14 protein-coding genes and 1 pseudogene are annotated in these 15,319 nt (G+C 71.8%); 10 read left to right on the top strand and 5 right to left on the bottom strand.

Annotated features, from left to right (window positions below; genetic code table 11):
- Positions 1 to 252: 252 nt before the first annotated feature.
- The 3 genes from purU (ACFYE3_RS18750) to ACFYE3_RS18740 all read left to right on the top strand — a co-directional run bounded on the left by purU (ACFYE3_RS18750) (position 253) and on the right by ACFYE3_RS18740 (position 2,932).
- Complete coding sequence (gene purU, locus ACFYE3_RS18750; protein ID WP_387611907.1) at positions 253 to 1,173, top strand: formyltetrahydrofolate deformylase; 921 nt, start codon at positions 253 to 255, stop codon at positions 1,171 to 1,173.
- Positions 1,174 to 1,418: 245 nt separating this feature from the next.
- On the top strand, positions 1,419 to 2,042 hold the full coding sequence (locus tag ACFYE3_RS18745; RefSeq protein ID WP_387611904.1) for a cyclodeaminase/cyclohydrolase family protein: 624 nt from the start codon (positions 1,419 to 1,421) through the stop codon (positions 2,040 to 2,042).
- Positions 2,039 to 2,932, top strand: a complete 894-nt coding sequence (locus ACFYE3_RS18740; RefSeq protein ID WP_387611901.1) for a bifunctional 5,10-methylenetetrahydrofolate dehydrogenase/5,10-methenyltetrahydrofolate cyclohydrolase — start codon at positions 2,039 to 2,041, stop codon at positions 2,930 to 2,932. Before ACFYE3_RS18745 ends, ACFYE3_RS18740 begins: the two co-directional genes overlap by 4 nt.
- Before the next feature lie 64 nt (positions 2,933 to 2,996).
- On the opposite strand, the gene ACFYE3_RS18735 is transcribed toward ACFYE3_RS18740, so the two are convergent.
- Together ACFYE3_RS18735 and ACFYE3_RS18730 are read right to left on the bottom strand one after the other, a co-directional pair.
- Complete coding sequence (locus ACFYE3_RS18735; RefSeq protein ID WP_387611898.1) at positions 2,997 to 3,662, bottom strand: GntR family transcriptional regulator; 666 nt, start codon at positions 3,660 to 3,662, stop codon at positions 2,997 to 2,999.
- A 181-nt stretch (positions 3,663 to 3,843) separates the two neighbouring features.
- Positions 3,844 to 4,512, bottom strand: a complete 669-nt coding sequence (locus ACFYE3_RS18730) for a GntR family transcriptional regulator (protein WP_387611895.1) — start codon at positions 4,510 to 4,512, stop codon at positions 3,844 to 3,846.
- 165 nt (positions 4,513 to 4,677) lie between these two features.
- Here ACFYE3_RS18730 and glyA point away from each other — a divergent pair, with 165 nt between their 5' ends.
- The 7 genes from glyA to purU (ACFYE3_RS18695) are packed head-to-tail and all read left to right on the top strand — an operon-like array spanning position 4,678 to position 13,372.
- Positions 4,678 to 5,973: a serine hydroxymethyltransferase gene (gene glyA, locus ACFYE3_RS18725; protein ID WP_387611892.1), complete on the top strand. Its 1,296-nt coding sequence runs from the start codon at positions 4,678 to 4,680 to the stop codon at positions 5,971 to 5,973.
- A complete protein-coding gene (locus ACFYE3_RS18720; RefSeq protein WP_368823456.1) occupies positions 5,973 to 7,190 on the top strand; it encodes a sarcosine oxidase subunit beta family protein in 1,218 nt (405 codons plus the stop codon). Before glyA ends, ACFYE3_RS18720 begins: the two co-directional genes overlap by 1 nt.
- A gap of 14 nt (positions 7,191 to 7,204) precedes the next feature.
- Positions 7,205 to 7,492 carry a sarcosine oxidase subunit delta gene (locus tag ACFYE3_RS18715; RefSeq protein ID WP_133409846.1) on the top strand — a complete coding sequence of 96 codons (288 nt, stop codon included), beginning with the start codon at positions 7,205 to 7,207 and terminating at the stop codon, positions 7,490 to 7,492.
- The gene (locus ACFYE3_RS18710; protein WP_387611887.1) at positions 7,489 to 10,404 is read left to right on the top strand and encodes a sarcosine oxidase subunit alpha family protein; all 2,916 of its coding nucleotides are present in this window, start codon (positions 7,489 to 7,491) and stop codon (positions 10,402 to 10,404) included. The genes ACFYE3_RS18715 and ACFYE3_RS18710 overlap by 4 nt, the downstream gene beginning before the upstream one ends.
- The gene (locus ACFYE3_RS18705; RefSeq protein WP_387611884.1) at positions 10,397 to 11,074 is read left to right on the top strand and encodes a sarcosine oxidase subunit gamma; all 678 of its coding nucleotides are present in this window, start codon (positions 10,397 to 10,399) and stop codon (positions 11,072 to 11,074) included. The genes ACFYE3_RS18710 and ACFYE3_RS18705 overlap by 8 nt, the downstream gene beginning before the upstream one ends.
- Positions 11,074 to 12,477, top strand: coding sequence for an L-serine ammonia-lyase (locus tag ACFYE3_RS18700; RefSeq protein ID WP_387611881.1), 1,404 nt, complete (start codon positions 11,074 to 11,076; stop codon positions 12,475 to 12,477). Before ACFYE3_RS18705 ends, ACFYE3_RS18700 begins: the two co-directional genes overlap by 1 nt.
- A 7-nt stretch (positions 12,478 to 12,484) precedes the next feature.
- Positions 12,485 to 13,372: a formyltetrahydrofolate deformylase gene (gene purU, locus ACFYE3_RS18695; RefSeq protein WP_387611910.1), complete on the top strand. Its 888-nt coding sequence runs from the start codon at positions 12,485 to 12,487 to the stop codon at positions 13,370 to 13,372.
- Positions 13,373 to 13,503: 131 nt separating this feature from the next.
- Here purU (ACFYE3_RS18695) and ACFYE3_RS18690 read toward each other — a convergent pair whose 3' ends face one another.
- The 3 genes and pseudogenes from ACFYE3_RS18690 to ACFYE3_RS18680 all read right to left on the bottom strand — a co-directional run.
- The gene (locus ACFYE3_RS18690) at positions 13,504 to 14,094 is read right to left on the bottom strand and encodes a maleylpyruvate isomerase family mycothiol-dependent enzyme (protein WP_387611878.1); all 591 of its coding nucleotides are present in this window, start codon (positions 14,092 to 14,094) and stop codon (positions 13,504 to 13,506) included.
- A gap of 302 nt (positions 14,095 to 14,396) precedes the next feature.
- Positions 14,397 to 15,077 (bottom strand): MBL fold metallo-hydrolase, encoded by a 681-nt coding sequence (locus ACFYE3_RS18685; protein WP_387611875.1) that lies wholly within the window; start codon positions 15,075 to 15,077, stop codon positions 14,397 to 14,399.
- Positions 15,074 to 15,319 (bottom strand): annotated as a pseudogene (locus ACFYE3_RS18680) (S-(hydroxymethyl)mycothiol dehydrogenase); the annotation flags it as partial. The pseudogene ACFYE3_RS18680 and the gene ACFYE3_RS18685, both read right to left, overlap by 4 nt.

Genomic DNA, 15,319 nt, shown 5'->3' with positions numbered 1-15,319 from the left:
GTGCCCTCCGAACACCACATCGGCGCCTTCCACGACTGGATCACCGACAAAGTCGGCGACGTCGTCCCCACCACGGGCGCCTGAGCACCCGCCGGTCCACCGGCCGGGTCCCGGAGCTCACGGGCTGCCGGGGCCCGGCCCGGCCGGAGCGCCACGCCGGACCGCACGGCGCCGCCCCGGCCCGGCCGGACCGCACGGCTCACCGGCACGTCAGCCATCCCCAGTAGACGCACATCCAGGCAGGAGCCTTCCATGACCGCCGTAGACACCCTTCCCTCCTCCGTGCAGCCGAGCGTGGCCCCCACGGCGGCGCCCGGCGGGAGGACACTCCCCCAGTTCGTGCTGACGATCACCTGCCAGGACCAGGTGGGGATCGTCCACGCCGTCACGGAGTTCCTCCTCGCCCACGGGGCCAACATCAAGGAGCACCAGCAGTTCGACGACCCCGTGCACGGCGTCGTCCATCTGCGCACCGCGTTCACCGGCCCGGACGAACTGCGCCTCGAGACGATGGAGACGAACTTCGCCGCCATCGCCGACCGGTTCGGCATGAGGTATCGCCTCCACGACCAGACGCCGCCCCGCATGCTGGTCATGGTGTCCAAGGGCGGTCACTGCCTCAACGACCTGATCTTCCGGTGGCGGGCCGGCGGTCTCGGGGGAGAGATCGCCCTGGTGGTCTCCAACCACGAGGATCTCCGCCCCATGGCCGAGGCGGCGGGCCTGCCCTTCCTCCACGTCCCCGTCTCCCCGGCCACCAAGGAGGCGGCGGAGCAGCGTCTGCTGGAGCTGGTCGAGGAGCACGACATCGACCTCGTGGTGCTGGCGCGCTACATGCAGATCCTCTCGGACGACCTGTGCCGCGCGCTGGCGGGGCGGGCCATCAACATCCACCACTCCTTCCTGCCGGGGTTCAAGGGAGCCCGTCCCTACCACCAGGCCTACGAGCGGGGCGTGAAGCTGGTCGGCGCCACCGCTCACTACGTCACGGCCGACCTGGACGAGGGACCGATCATCGAGCAGGAGGTCATCCGGGTGGACCACACCTACGACCCGCGGGCCCTCTCCACCGTGGGACAGGACGCCGAGGCGCTGGCCCTCTCCCGCGCGGTCCGCTGGCACTGCGAGCACCGCGTGCTCCTGGAGGGCACCAGCACCGTCGTCTTCCGCTGAGCCGCACCGCCCCGGCCGTCGTCCCGAGCGCTCGAGCACGGGCTTCCCGGGGATGATGACCCCCCCCCACGACCGGGGACGACGCGACCGCGCGGCCGGGTCCCGCCGGCCCGCGGCACCGTCCCACCGGACCTGCGGCCCCGATCCTGCTTCGCCACCGGGTGCGGGGCCGCAGCCTCCCCTGCACCGGCCGGATCCACCGGCATCCGTCGCTGTCCAGCAGCACCCACCGAAGGAAACAGACCATGATCGGTTCGGAGACCCTCAACGACTACCTGGAGCGCCTGGCCTCCCGGGAGCCCACGCCCGGGGGCGGGGCGGCCGCGGCGCTGCACGCGGCCCAGGGGGCTGCCCTGATCGCCATGGTGGCGCGCTACACCACCGGTGCGCGGTACGCCCAGCACGAAGAGCGGTCCCTCCGGATCGCCGCCCGCGCCGACGGCATCATCCCGGAGGCGCTGCAGCTGGCCGACGACGACGAGAAGGCCTTCGCGGCCGTGATCGCCGCCTACCGCCTGCCCTCGGCCTCGGAGGAGGACCGAGCCGCTCGTTCCGAGGCCATCCAGCAGGCCACGATCGCGGCGGCCGCACCTCCGCGGGCGCTGATCGGCCTGGCCACGGAGGTGATCGACCTGGGCCGGGAGCTGGCCGAGTTCAGCAACCCCCATGTGATCAGCGACGTGGCCGCCGCTTCCGAGGCGGCCCGGGCCGCCATCGCCACGGCCCTGATCACGCTGGACATGAACATCAGCGCGATCACGGACGAGAAGACCCGGGCGGAGTTCACGGACGGACTCCAGGACGGCCACGACGCCGTCCTGTCCGCCCAGTCCGTGACCGACCGCGTGCGCGAGAAGGTGATGGCATGACCGCGCGTCGGCTGACCGGGGCCCCCGTCGCACAGCGGCTGCGGGCCGAGACCGAGGACAACGTCACCACGCTGCGCCACCGCGGGGTGGTCCCCGGGCTGGCGGTCGTGGTGGCCACCGACAACGAGGCGACCCTGTGGTACGTCCGCTCCATCGCGCGGGCCGCCGACAAGGCGGGCGTGCACTGCACGGTCGTCGACCTCGGGGCGGACGCCGGTGAGGACGAGCTCGCCTCGACGCTCGCACTGCTCAGTGCGGACGAGGACGTCCACGGGATCATCCTGCAGACCCCGCTGCCACCGGGCGTGGACGGGGACGGGCTGGTGTCCCGCATCAGTGCCGCCAAGGACGTCGACGGGGCCAACCCCCTGAGCCTGGGACGCCTGACCGTGGGACAGGATGCCTTCGCCCCCGCGACGGCCCGGGCGGTGGTCGAGATCCTGGAGCACTACGAGGTGCCCGTCGCCGGCCGCCACGTCTCGGTGGTGGGTCGCTCTGCGGTCGTCGGCAAGCCGCTGCTGCAGCTCCTGCTGCAGCGCGACGCCACCGTCACCGTCTGCCACTCCCGCTCCCGGCCGCTCGAGCGGTACACCTCCGAGGCCGAGATCGTCGTCGCGGCGGTGGGCCGGCCGGGCCTGCTCACCGGGGAGCACGTCCGCTCCGGAGCGGTGGTCATCGACGTCGGCACCAACGTCCTCGACAACGGCGACCTGGTCGGCGATGTGGAGCCCGTCTCGACCACCGAGGTGGCGGCGGCCCTCACGCCGGTCCCCGGCGGTGTGGGCACGGTGACGACCGCTCTTCTCGTGCTGCACACGACGCAGGCGGCGCTGCGACTCAGCGACGCGCTGTCCGCCACTCGGACGCCCGCGACGGGCGCCACGCTCTGACCGCCGGACCGGGGCACTGACTCCCGCGGGCACCGCCGGCAGCGCCCAGCGGTGCTCGCGGGAGTCAGAGCACCTGTCGGATCTGCGTCTCGAAGTCCTGGACGTGGTGGAGCATGATCGTGCCGGCCTCCTCGGCGTCGCCCGCCAGGACAGCGCTCAGCAGGGCGCTGTGGACGGTGATGTGCTCCTGCAGCTCGGGAATGCGGTCCGCCACCACGCACCAGATGCGGGTGGCCAGGTTGCTGTAACGCTCCAGCGTGACCTGCAGGTGGGAGTTGCCGGCCGCCGCGTAGATCGCCCGGTGGATGCGCACGTCCCAGCGCAGCGCCTCGTCCTTGGGCAGCCGCTCGCTGCCCGGACTCGTCAGCAGATCCCGCAGTTCCTCCAGCTGGGGCCGGGAGTCCCCGCCGCGCCGTTCGGCCGCCAGCCGGGCGGCGAGGGGCTCCAGCACCTCACGGACCTGCGAGATCTCCGACAGCGCGGTGATGTCCACGGTGGTGGCGAACGTCCCACGACGGGAGTACGTGACCACCAGGTGTTCGGACTCGAGCCGTTTGAGCGCCTCGCGCAGCGGTGTCCGCCCGAGCTGCAGCTCCTGCGAGAGACGTCCCTCGTTGAGAGGGGCTCCCGGGGGGATGTCCAGGAAGATCAGCCGGTCCTGCAGCTGCAGGAACGCCTGGTCGGCCAGGGAGAGCGGCTCGCCCTGGGCGTGGAGGGGCGTGGTGGACATGGCGTGGTGTGCACTTTCCGTCGGCGTCAGGGAGCCACCGCGAGCGGACTCCTCCTGGAAGGGCCTTTCCCCTACCGTAGCGTCACATCCCACCGGATGCGGCTCGATTCGTGTGCCCGGTGTCCCGTCGGGTCCTCGGAGCCGTCGCCGTGGCGGAGGAGCCCCCCGCGGCCGGACGGGTTCACAGCACGACCCGCATGGTCCGCTCGAAGCTGGTGACGTGGTCGAGGGCGAGACCGGCGGCCTCGTCGGCGCGCCCGGCGGCGATCGCCTCCAGCAGCTGCACGTGCTCGTGCACGTGCCCGGAGACCCCGGGCACCCGGTCCAGGACGAGGCACCAGATGCGGGTGGCGAGGTTGTCCAGCCGCACCAGCGTCTCCTCGAGGTGGTCGTTGCCCGCGGCACGGTAGATCAGACGGTGCACGTCGAGGTCCGCGCGCATGAACGTGCGGTTCGTCGACTCGCCGCCGTCGAGTTCCTCGAGGGTGCGGGCCAGATCCTGCATCTGCTGCCGCACGGCCGGCGGAGCCGACAGGGCGGCCTTGTGCGCGGCGAGCGGCTCGAGGTGCCGGCGGAGCTCGGAGACGTCGGACAGGGCCGTGATGTCCACCTGCGTGGCGAACGTCCCCCTCCGGGGATAGGAGACCACCAGGTGGTCCGTCTCCAGCCGCTTCAGCGCCTCCCGGATCGGAGTCCTGCCGATGCCCATCTCGGAGGCGAGGAGCGCGTCGTGGATCATGGCGCCCGGACGGATCTCGAGCATGGTCAAGCGGTCGCGCAACCGCCCGTAGGCCTGGTCTGCCAGCGACACGGGGGCCTCTGGACCGTACTCGGTGGTGATGGCGCTCATGACTTCCCTCCTGGATCGAGGCCGGTGGATCGCGGCCTGCGCTGCGGTTGTCGACGGGGCTCCGTCATCCATTGACACCCTGTGACCCCTAGCATACCTTTGAACCACAGCTGATATATCAAACTCGTATCAGCATTGGAATGCGATCCGTTTAGGAGCTCAGGGATGCCCGATCTGAACACTCACCTGGCCGAAGCCGACCCGGAGATCGCGGCGGCCATCGACCAGGAGCTGGTCCGCCAGCAGTCCACGCTGGAGATGATCGCCTCGGAGAACTTCGCCCCCGTGTCGGTGATGGAGGCGCAGGGCTCGGTGCTGACCAACAAGTACGCCGAGGGCTACCCCGGCCGGCGCTACTACGGCGGCTGCGAGCACGTCGACGTCGTCGAGCAGCTGGCGATCGACCGCCTCAAGGCACTGTTCGGCGCCGAGGCCGCCAACGTCCAGCCCCACTCGGGCGCCCAGGCCAACGCCGCCGCCATGTCGGCGCTGCTGGACCCGGGGGACACCATCCTGGGCCTGAACCTCGCCCACGGCGGGCACCTCACTCACGGGATGAAGCTGAACTTCTCCGGCAAGCTCTACAAGGTCGCCGCCTACGGCGTCTCCGAGCAGGACCACCGCATCGACATGGCCGAGGTCGAGCGCCTCGCGCTCGAGCACCGGCCCAAGCTCATCGTCGCCGGGTGGTCGGCCTACACCCGGCAGCTGGACTTCGCCGCCTTCCGCCGCATCGCCGACCAGGTCGGTGCCTACCTGATGGTGGACATGGCCCACTTCGCCGGGCTGGTTGCCGCCGGGCTGCACCCCAACCCCGTTCCGCACGCCGACGTGGTGACCACGACCACCCACAAGACCCTCGGCGGTCCGCGCGGCGGCGTGATCCTGTCCAAGCAGGAACTGGCGAAGAAGATCAACTCCGCGGTCTTCCCGGGCCAGCAGGGCGGGCCCCTCGAGCACGTGATCGCAGCCAAGGCCGTGGCCTTCAAGTACGCCGCGACCGAGGAGTTCGCCGACCGTCAGGCGCGCACCCTGGAGGGCGCCAAGATCCTGGCCACCCGGCTGCTGTCCCCGGACGTCATGGCCACCGGGATCAACCTCGTCAGCGGTGGCACCGACGTGCACCTGGTGCTGGTGGACCTGCGGGACTCCGAGCTCGACGGGCAGCAGGGCGAGGACCGCCTGCACCGCGTGGGCATCACGGTCAACCGCAACGCCGTCCCCTTCGACCCGCGTCCGCCGATGGTCTCCTCCGGGCTGCGCATCGGCACCCCGGCCCTGGCCACTCGCGGCTTCGGGGCCGAGGAGTTCACCGAGGTCGCCGACATCATCGCCGCGGCTCTGACCGGTGAGCTCACGGAGGAGATCACCGCGCAGCTGCGCGACCGGGTGGCCGCCCTGGCCGAGCGGTTCCCGCTCTACCCGAACCTGTCCACTCCCGTCCTGAACGGAGCCCTCTGATGGCTGATCTGCTGCCGGAGCACCCGGACTTCCTCTGGCACAACCCGGACCCCAAGCCCTCCTACGACGCCGTGATCGTCGGCGGCGGCGGGCACGGGCTCGCGACCGCCTACTACCTGGCCAAGAACCACGGCATGACCAACATCGCGGTGCTGGAGCGGGGCTGGCTGGCCGGCGGGAACATGGCGCGGAACACCACGATCATCCGCTCCAACTACCTGTGGGACGAGTCCGCGGCGATGTACGAGCACTCCCTGAAGCTCTGGGAGATCCTGCCCGAGGAGCTGGAGTACGACTTCCTCTTCTCCCAGCGCGGAGTGATGAACCTGGCGCACACCCTGGGCGACGTCCGGGAGTCCGTGCGCCGGGTCAACGCGAACAAGCTCAACGGCATCGACGCGGAGTGGATCAGCCCGGAGCAGGTCAAGGAGCTGTGCCCGATCATCAACATCGGTGACGACATCCGCTACCCCGTGATGGGGGCGACCTACCAGCCGCGCGCGGGCATCGCCAAGCACGACCACGTGGCGTGGGCCTTCGCCCGCAAGTGCGACGAGATGGGCGTGGACATCATCCAGAACTGCGAGGTCACCGGCTTCGTCAAGGACGGCGACCGGGTGGTGGCGGTGGAGACCAACCGGGGCAGGATCAACACCGGCAAGGTGGGGCTCTGCGGAGCCGGTCACTCCTCGGTCCTGGCGGAGCTCGCCGGGTTCCGGCTGCCGATCCAGTCCCACCCGCTGCAGGCCCTGGTCTCGGAGCTGCACGAGCCCGTGCACCCGACCGTGGTGATGTCCAACCACGTGCACGTCTACGTCTCCCAGGCCCACAAGGGCGAGCTCGTCATGGGCGCCGGCGTGGACGCCTACAACGGCTACGGCCAGCGGGGCGCCTTCCACGTCATCGAGGACCAGATGGCGGCCGCGGTGGAGCTCTTCCCGATCTTCGCCCGCGCCCACGTGCTGCGGACCTGGGGCGGCATCGTCGACGTCACCCTGGACGCCTCGCCGATCGTCTCCAAGACGCCCGTGGACCAGATGTACGTCAACTGCGGCTGGGGAACCGGCGGGTTCAAGGGAACTCCCGGAGCCGGCTACTCCTTCGCCCACACCATCGCCAACGACGAGCCCCATCCCCTCAACGAGCCCTTCGCCCTGGAGCGGTTCGAGACCGGGGTCCTCATCGACGAGCACGGCGCCGCCGCCGTGGCCCACTAGGAGGCCGGACCACCATGCTGCTGATCGAGTGCCCCAACTGCGGGCTCCGCGACGAGACCGAGTACCAGTACGGCGGGGAGGCCCACGTGCCCTACCCCGAGGACCCCAGCCAGCTCTCCGACAAGGAGTGGGCGGAGTACCTCTTCTACCGCAACAACCCCAAGGGCCTGATCGCCGAGCGGTGGGCCCACGCCGTCGGCTGCCGCCGCTGGTTCAACGTCGTCCGCGACACCGTGACCTATGAGATCAAGGCCGTCTACAGGATGGGCGAGCCCAAGCCCGAGATCGGAGGCGTCAAGTGAGCGCTCAGACCCACCGCCTGCCGGCGCAGCAGAGTGCCGCCGGCAGCATCGACCGCACGACGCCGGTGCGCTTCACCGTCGACGGGCAGGAGCACACCGGGTACGCCGGTGACACCCTGGCCTCGGCCCTGTTGGCCGCGGGGCGCATCCACTGCGGCGACTCGTTGTACCTGGGCCGTCCGCGCGGGATCGTGTCCGCCGGCGTGGAGGAGCCCAACGCCCTGGTCAAGGTCGCCGCGCGCACCGGGGCCGACGTCGACGAGTCCATGCTCCCGGCCACCACGGTGGAGCTGACCGACGGGCTGCGGGCGAGCTACCTGCGCGGGCTCGGACAGCTCGACCCCCGCAAGGACGAGGCCGTCTACGACCACAAGCACGTGCACACCGACGTCCTCGTCGTCGGCGCCGGGCCCGCGGGCCTGGCCGCCGCCCGGGAGGCCGCCCGCACCGGGGCCCGCGTGATCCTCATGGACGAGCAGCCGCAGGCCGGTGGCTCCCTGCTGTCGGGCCGCGACGACGTCGTCGACGGCCTGCCCGCCCGCACCTGGGTGGCCGAATCCCTCGCCGCCCTCGAGGCGGCCCCGGAGGTCACGGTCCTGCACCGCACCACGGCGTTCGGCAACTACGACAGCAACTACGTCGTCGCCGTCCAGCGGCGCACCGGCCACCTCGCCGAGGCCCCCGGGGCCGGGGTGTCCCGGGAGCGGATCTGGCACGTGCGGGCGCAGCAGGTCGTGTTGGCCACCGGCGCCCACGAGCGCCCGGTGGTGTTCGCCAACAACGACCGCCCCGGCATCATGCTCGCCGGCGCGGTGCGCACCTACCTCAACCGCTACGCGGTGGCCGCCGGCACGTCGGTGGTCGTGACCACCACGAACGACTCCGCCTACGACCTGGTGGCCGACCTCGTCGCCGCCGGGGTGCGCGTCGCGGCCGTGGTCGACTCCCGCCCGGAGCTCCACGGCCGGGCCGCCGAGATCGCCGGGAGCACCGGCGTGCGCCTGTTCCCCGGCAGCGCCGTGGTGGACACCGCCGGCGACGGCGAGCACGGGCGCATCAGCGCCGTCACGGTCGCCGCGCTCGACGGGTCCGGCACGCCGGCCGGCCCCACCACGACCGTGGACACGGATCTGCTCGCCGTCTCGGGCGGGTGGACCCCGGTGGTCCACCTGCACAGCCAGCGGCAGGGAAAGCTGACCTGGGACGAGCGCCTCGCGGCGTTCGTGCCGGCCGCCCCCGTGCGGGACCAGCACACCGCGGGCTCGGTCAACGGCACCACCGACCTCGCGTGGTGCCTCACCGAGGGCGCCCTCGCCGGCGCCGAGGCCGCCCGCCGGGCCGGCTTCGAGACCCAGCCCGAGACCCCGCACGCGGAGAGCGTGGAGTCCTCGCCGGTGCGGCAGCTGTGGCTGGTGCCCGGGCCCGAGGGCGGGTCCGCCGACTGGGCCCACCACTTCGTGGACCTCCAGCGCGACCAGACGGTCGCCGACGTGCTGCGCTCGACCGGCGCCGGCATGCGCAGCGTCGAGCACGTCAAGCGCTACACCTCCATCTCCACCGCCAACGACCAGGGCAAGACCTCCGGGGTCAACGCCATCGGCGTCATCGCCGCGGCCCTGAAGAGCACCGACGTCGGGGGCATCGGCACCACCACGTACCGCGCCCCCTACACCCCGGTGGCCTTCACGGCCCTGGCCGGACGACGGCGCGGCGAACTGTTCGACCCGGCGCGGCTGACCTCGATCCACCCCTGGCACGTGGCCCACGGGGCCCTGTTCGAGGACGTCGGGCAGTGGAAGCGGCCCTGGTACTACGCCCAGGACGGGGAGGACATGGACGCCGCGGTGCTGCGCGAGTGCGCCGCCGTGCGGACGAGCGTCGGCTTCATGGACGCCACCACCCTGGGCAAGATCGAGATCCGGGGCAAGGACGCCGGGGAGTTCCTCAACCGCGTCTACACCAACGCCTTCAAGAAGCTCAAGCCCGGCATGGGCCGCTACGGCGTCATGTGCACCCCCGACGGCATGGTCTTCGACGACGGCGTGACCCTGCGCCTGGACGAGGACCGGTACTTCATGACCACCACCACCGGTGGGGCGGCCAAGGTCCTGGAGTGGCTTGAGGAGTGGTCCCAGACCGAGTGGCCGGAGCTGGACGTGGTGTTCACCTCGGTCACCGAGCAGTACACCACCGTGGCCGTCGTCGGCCCGAAGTCCCGGGCCGTCATCGCGAAGCTCGCCCCGGACCTGGACGTGTCCAACGAGGCGTTCCCGTTCATGGCCTTCCGCGAGACCGTCCTGGCCTCCGGGGTCCCCGCGCGGGTCTGCCGGATCTCCTTCTCCGGGGAACTCGCCTTCGAGGTCAACGTCTCCTCCTGGTACGGCCTGTCGGTCTGGGAGTCCGTCGCGGAGGCCGGCGCCGAGTTCGGCATCACCCCCTACGGCACCGAGACCATGCACGTGCTGCGCGCGGAGAAGGCCTACCCCATCGTGGGCCAGGACACCGACGGCACCGTCACCCCGCAGGACCTGGGGATGGACTGGGTGGTGTCCAAGACCAAGGAGTTCATCGGCAAGCGCTCCTACGACCGCCCGTCCGCCACCAGCCCGGACCGCAAGCAGCTGGTCGCGGTCCTGCCGGTGGACCGGACGTTCCGGCTGCCGGAGGGCGCCCAGCTGATCGACCACGGCACCCCCATCACCCCGGAGCAGGGGCCGGTCCCGATGGTCGGGCACGTCACCTCCAGCTACCGCAGCGCCGCCCTGGAGCGGACCTTCGGGCTCGCCCTGGTGGAGAACGGCCGCAACCGCATCGGTGAGACGCTCCAGGCCCCGCTCGACGGGCAGCTTGTGGATGTCGTCATCGCAGAACCCGTGCTCTATGACCCCGAAGGGAACCGCCGTGATGGCTGAGCAGCTCCTGACCGACACCACCACCCTGCGCCGCAGCCCCCTCGCCCACCTCGCGCAGCAGATGCACGAGCAGACCGTGACGGGCGAGCGGGGCGTGGCCCTGCGCGAGATCCCGTTCCTGACCATGGTGGGCCTGCGCGTGGTCCCCGGCACCCCGGCGGCCGAGGCCGTGACCGCGACGGCGGGGCTGCCCCTGCCGGGCGGCCACGGTCAGGTCACCGGCGCCCCGGACGGCACGGCGATCCTGTGGCTCGGGCCCGACGAGTTCCTGCTCGTCGGTCCCGAGGGCGTGGGGCCCGCGGAGGTCGGCCCCGCGGGGTCCGACCTCCGGAAAGCGGGCACCGACGGCGCCGGCACCGCCGCCGGACTGGCCCGGGCCCTCGGCACCGAGCCCGGTCAGGCCGTGGACCTGTCCGCCAACCGCACCACGCTCGAGCTGTCCGGGCCCTCGGCCCGCGCCGTGCTCGAGAAGAACTGCCATCTGGACCTGCACCCGCGGGCGTTCGCGGTCGGCACCGCCGTGGCCACGACCCTGGGCCCGGTGCAGGTGCTGCTGTGGCGGACCTCGGAGCTGACCTGGCGGATCATGCCGCGGGCCTCCTTCGCCGAGTACACCGCCCGGTGGCTGCTGGACGCGATGACGGAGTTCGCCTCTCCCGAGGTGCCCTGATGGCCCTGTCCGTCCTGGACCTGTTCTCCGTCGGCATCGGGCCCTCCTCGTCCCACACGGTGGGCCCGATGCGCGCCGCCCGGCTGTTCACGGAGGGGCTGGCCGGTGACGGCCTCCTCGACGCGGTCGCCCGAGTCCGGGCCGAGCTGTTCGGCTCCCTGGGCGCGACCGGGCACGGGCACGGTTCGGACAAGGCCGTGATCCTGGGCCTGCAGGGCGAGGACCCGGAGACCGTGGACACCGACACGGCCGACGAGCAGGTGCGGGCCAGCACGGACCGGGGGCAGCTGTGCCTGGCGGGGACCCACTCGGTTCCCTTCGACCGTTCCGAGGACGTCGTGATGCACCGGCGCAAGTCCCTGCCGGCGCACCCCAACGGCATGACGTTCTTCGCCCACGGGGCGGACGGCGAACTGCTGCGGGAGCGCACCTACTACTCGGTGGGCGGCGGGTTCGTGGTGGACGGGGACGCGAGCGGCGCCGACCGGGTGGTGGCCGACAGCACGGAGGTGGCGCACCCCTTCACCACGGGGGACCAGCTGCTGGAGGTGTGCCGTCGCGAAGGAATGAGCATCGCCGAGGTGATGGCCGCCAACGAGCGCTCCTGGCGTCCCGTGGAGGCCACCCGGGCGGCGCTGCTGCACATCTGGGAGGTCATGCAGGAGTGCGTGGAGAACGGGTGCACCCGCACGGAGGCCCGGCTGCCCGGTGGGTTGAAGGTCCGCCGCCGGGCGCCGGGCCTGCGGGCCCGACTCCAGGAGGCCGAGGCCGCCGCCGACGCGTGTGCCGTCCGGCCGGCGTCCGATCCGCTGCAGGCCATGGAGTGGATCAACCTCTACGCCCTGGCGGTCAACGAGGAGAACGCCTCCGGCGGGCGGATCGTGACCGCCCCGACCAACGGGGCGGCGGGCATCATCCCCGCCGTGCTGCACTACTACGCCCGGTTCATCGCCGGGGCGGACGAGGACGGCGTGGTGGAGTTCCTGCTGACGGCGGCCGCCGTCGGCATCCTCATCAAGGAGAACGCCTCCATCTCCGGCGCGGAGATGGGCTGCCAGGGCGAGGTGGGATCGGCCTGCTCCATGGCCGCCGCGGGCCTGTGCGCCGTGCTCGGCGGCACCCCGGAGCAGGTGGAGAACGCCGCCGAGGTCGGGATGGAGCACAACCTGGGCCTGACCTGCGACCCGGTGGGCGGGCTCGTGCAGATCCCGTGCATCGAGCGCAACGCGATCGCCTCCGTCAAGGCCATCAATGCCGCGCGCCTGGCCCTCCAGGGCGACGGCGAGCACACGGTCTCGCTCGACCAGGTCATCAAGACCATGCGCGAGACCGGCAACGACATGAAGATCAAGTACAAGGAGACCTCCCGTGGTGGACTGGCCGTCAACGTCATCGAATGCTGAGCAGCTCCTGCAGCCGCAGGCCGCGTCCGCGGCACCGCCCACGACGGAGCTGGTGCTGACCCTCGACTGTCCCGAGAAGCCGGGGATCGTGCACGCCGTCAGCGGCGTGCTGCTGGAGCACGGCTGCAACATCGTGGAACTGACGCAGTTCGACGACCGGCGGCTCGGCCACTTCTTCATGCGCGTGCACGTCGCCTCGTCCACGGGTGACCGCCTCGACCCCGAGACCCTCCGGGTGGACCTGGCCCCGGTGGCCGAGCGGTTCGACATGCGCTGGGAGCTCAGCGAGCACGGGGCGAAGCGGCGCGTGCTGGTGATGGTCTCCAAGTTCGGGCACTGCCTCAACGACCTGCTCTTCCGCGCCCGGACCGGGGACCTGCCCGTGGACATCGTCGCGGTGGTCTCCAACCACCGGGACCACCAGCGCTTGGTCGAGTGGCACGGCATCCCGTTCTACCACGTGCCCGTCACCCGGGACACCAAGCCCGAGGCCGAGGCCCGCCTGCTGGAGCTCGTGGACCGGTTCGAGGTGGACCTCGTGGTCCTGGCCCGCTACATGCAGGTGCTCAGCGACTCGCTGGCCACCCGGATGGAGGGACGGGTGATCAACATCCACCACTCGTTCCTGCCCAGCTTCAAGGGCGCCAAGCCGTACCACCAGGCCTACGACCGTGGGGTGAAGACCGTGGGCGCCACGGCGCACTACGTCAACGCCGAGCTGGACGAGGGCCCGATCATCGCCCAGCAGCTCGTGGACGTGGACCACACCCACGGCCCGGAGGACCTCGTGGCCGCGGGGCGGGACACGGAGTGCAAGGCCCTGTCCAACGCGGTGAAGTGGCACTGCGAGGGCCGGGTCATCCTGCACGGCAACCGCACGGTCGTCCTGCGCTGAGCCGCCGGCCGGTCTGCTCGGGGGCGGGCGGCCCCGAGCAGACGACCGGGTGGGAGTGCGACGGCCTGAGGCGTGGACACGGACATGCCGTCCCGGCCCGCCCCAGGACCGGCTGCCCAGTCGTACGCGCCCTAGCGGAGGCTGCGGCCGTCCGGCAGCTCCCGGTGACAGATCAGCGAGATGAGTTCGCCTGCGGGCGCGGAGACGGCCCTGCCCTCACCCCATGACCAGCCGAGGTCGACGGCCACCAGACGGACCCCTGTCAGGTCGGTGCCGAAGAACTGCGCGGTGCCGCCGTCGGTCAGGCCGTCCAGGACTACGAGTGCCGCCTCCTCGGAGCAAGCACGGTCCAGCCCGACCGCGTTGGTGATGTCCAGGCCGTGCACGACCGCGTGGTGGAGCGCGCCCATGGCCCCGCCCCCAGGCGGTTCCCACGCGGCCAGCCGCCTCGAGCGAAGGTTCGCCAGGTGCTCGCCGACGGGCAGGGATCCATCGCGCTGCGCCACGTGGTCCGAGAGCCGCTGGAAGTCGCCGCCCATGGCCGCCATCTGCTGGGCGAACTGGTCGCCGTCCATGCGGGCGGGCATCGTGACGTGCGCGACGACCTCGCGCACGCGCCAGCCCGTGCACAGGGACGGCTGATCCCACACCGCGTCCGGCTGGTTCCCCAGGCTGTCCGCGATGCGGGCGAGGGTGTCCGGGATGAGGTCGTGCACATCCATGAGCGGGTCTCCTTCGTGCGGCCTGCCGCTGAGCGGACCGGAGGCCGCGCCGCGGACGATGCTCCCTCTGTGCAGCACCGTCCTCACAGTCTCCGACCCGATCCGTTCGAAGGCCACCAGAACCTTCCGCGTGAAGCACGTGTCCGGCCTCGAGCCGTCACGACACCACGCCGAAGGACGGCGCGTTCGTCGACCCAGCCGGCCCGGGTGCGACGACGACCGATCCCCGCGGAGGCGTTCGCCTCCGCGGGGATCGGTCGTCGTCGTGCTCCGGGAGGTCACCCGGAGCGGCCTCCTCGGCCTCAGTGGCCGCGGTCGATCCACTCCTGCAGGTGCGGGGCCTCGGCCCCGATCGTGGTGGTGTCCCCGTGGCCGGTGAGCACCTCCGTGGACTCCGGCAGGGTGAGCAGCCGCTCGCGGATGGAGTCGACGATCGTGGGGAAGTCCGAGTACGAGCGGCCGGTGGCCCCGGGACCGCCCTGGAAGAGGGTGTCCCCGGAGAACAGCACCCCGCCCTCCCCCAGGTCCGGCGCGGAGAAGCACACCGAGCCGGGCGAGTGGCCCGGGGTGTGCAGCGCGGTGAGGCGCACCCCGCCCACGGTGTAGACGTCCCCGTCGCGGATGATCCGGTCGAAGCGGCGGGTCGGGTGGACCTGCTCCCAGAGCATCGTGTCGTCCGGGTGCAGGTACACCGGTGCCCGCAGCTCCTCGGCGACCTCCACGACGGCGCGGATGTGGTCGTCGTGGCCGTGGGTGAGCAGGATGGCCGCCACCGCCCGGCCGCCGACGGCGTCCATGACCTTCTGCGGGTCGTGGGCCGGGTCGATGACCACGCACTGCTCGTCGTCGCCCACGATCCAGACGTTGTTCTCGACCTCCCAGGTGCCCCCGTCCAGGGAGAACGTCCCCGAGGTCACCAGGTGCTCCACCCGGACCCGGCCCGAGGCGTCCGTGCGCGGCGCGGCGGCCTGCCGCGCGCTCATCGGGCCGCTCCGGCCGGTGCTGCCACGCCGGTCTGCGCGTCACCCACCTGCTCCGCGCCGGTCGCGGCGCGGTCCAGCTCCACGACGGAGCGCAGCACGGTGCCGGCCTTCATCTTCGCGAAGGCCTCCTCGACGTCGCCCAGGCCGATGCGCTCGGTGACGAACCCGTCCAGGTCCAGCCGGCCCAGCCGGTACTGGTCCACCAGCATCGGGAAGTCCCGGGAGGGGAGGGTGTCGCCGTA

The organism is Kocuria arenosa, assembly GCF_042879215.1.
In the GTDB taxonomy this organism is placed as follows: Bacteria; Actinomycetota; Actinomycetes; order Actinomycetales; family Micrococcaceae; genus Kocuria; species Kocuria arenosa.
This window is presented reverse-complemented; position numbering and strand designations above follow the sequence as displayed.

Excerpts from the sequence above, each read along its gene's own strand:
- purU (WP_387611907.1), top strand. The coding sequence starts at position 253 with ATGACCGCCGTAGACACCCTTCCCTCCTCCGTGCAGCCGAGCGTGGCC.
- ACFYE3_RS18745 (WP_387611904.1), top strand. The coding sequence starts at position 1,419 with ATGATCGGTTCGGAGACCCTCAACGACTACCTGGAGCGCCTGGCCTCC.
- ACFYE3_RS18740 (WP_387611901.1), top strand. The coding sequence starts at position 2,039 with ATGACCGCGCGTCGGCTGACCGGGGCCCCCGTCGCACAGCGGCTGCGG.
- ACFYE3_RS18735 (WP_387611898.1), bottom strand. The coding sequence starts at position 3,662 with ATGTCCACCACGCCCCTCCACGCCCAGGGCGAGCCGCTCTCCCTGGCC.
- ACFYE3_RS18730 (WP_387611895.1), bottom strand. The coding sequence starts at position 4,512 with ATGAGCGCCATCACCACCGAGTACGGTCCAGAGGCCCCCGTGTCGCTG.
- glyA (WP_387611892.1), top strand. The coding sequence starts at position 4,678 with ATGCCCGATCTGAACACTCACCTGGCCGAAGCCGACCCGGAGATCGCG.
- ACFYE3_RS18720 (WP_368823456.1), top strand. The coding sequence starts at position 5,973 with ATGGCTGATCTGCTGCCGGAGCACCCGGACTTCCTCTGGCACAACCCG.
- ACFYE3_RS18715 (WP_133409846.1), top strand. The coding sequence starts at position 7,205 with ATGCTGCTGATCGAGTGCCCCAACTGCGGGCTCCGCGACGAGACCGAG.
- ACFYE3_RS18705 (WP_387611884.1), top strand. The coding sequence starts at position 10,397 with ATGGCTGAGCAGCTCCTGACCGACACCACCACCCTGCGCCGCAGCCCC.
- ACFYE3_RS18700 (WP_387611881.1), top strand. The coding sequence starts at position 11,074 with ATGGCCCTGTCCGTCCTGGACCTGTTCTCCGTCGGCATCGGGCCCTCC.
- ACFYE3_RS18690 (WP_387611878.1), bottom strand. The coding sequence starts at position 14,094 with ATGGATGTGCACGACCTCATCCCGGACACCCTCGCCCGCATCGCGGAC.
- ACFYE3_RS18685 (WP_387611875.1), bottom strand. The coding sequence starts at position 15,077 with ATGAGCGCGCGGCAGGCCGCCGCGCCGCGCACGGACGCCTCGGGCCGG.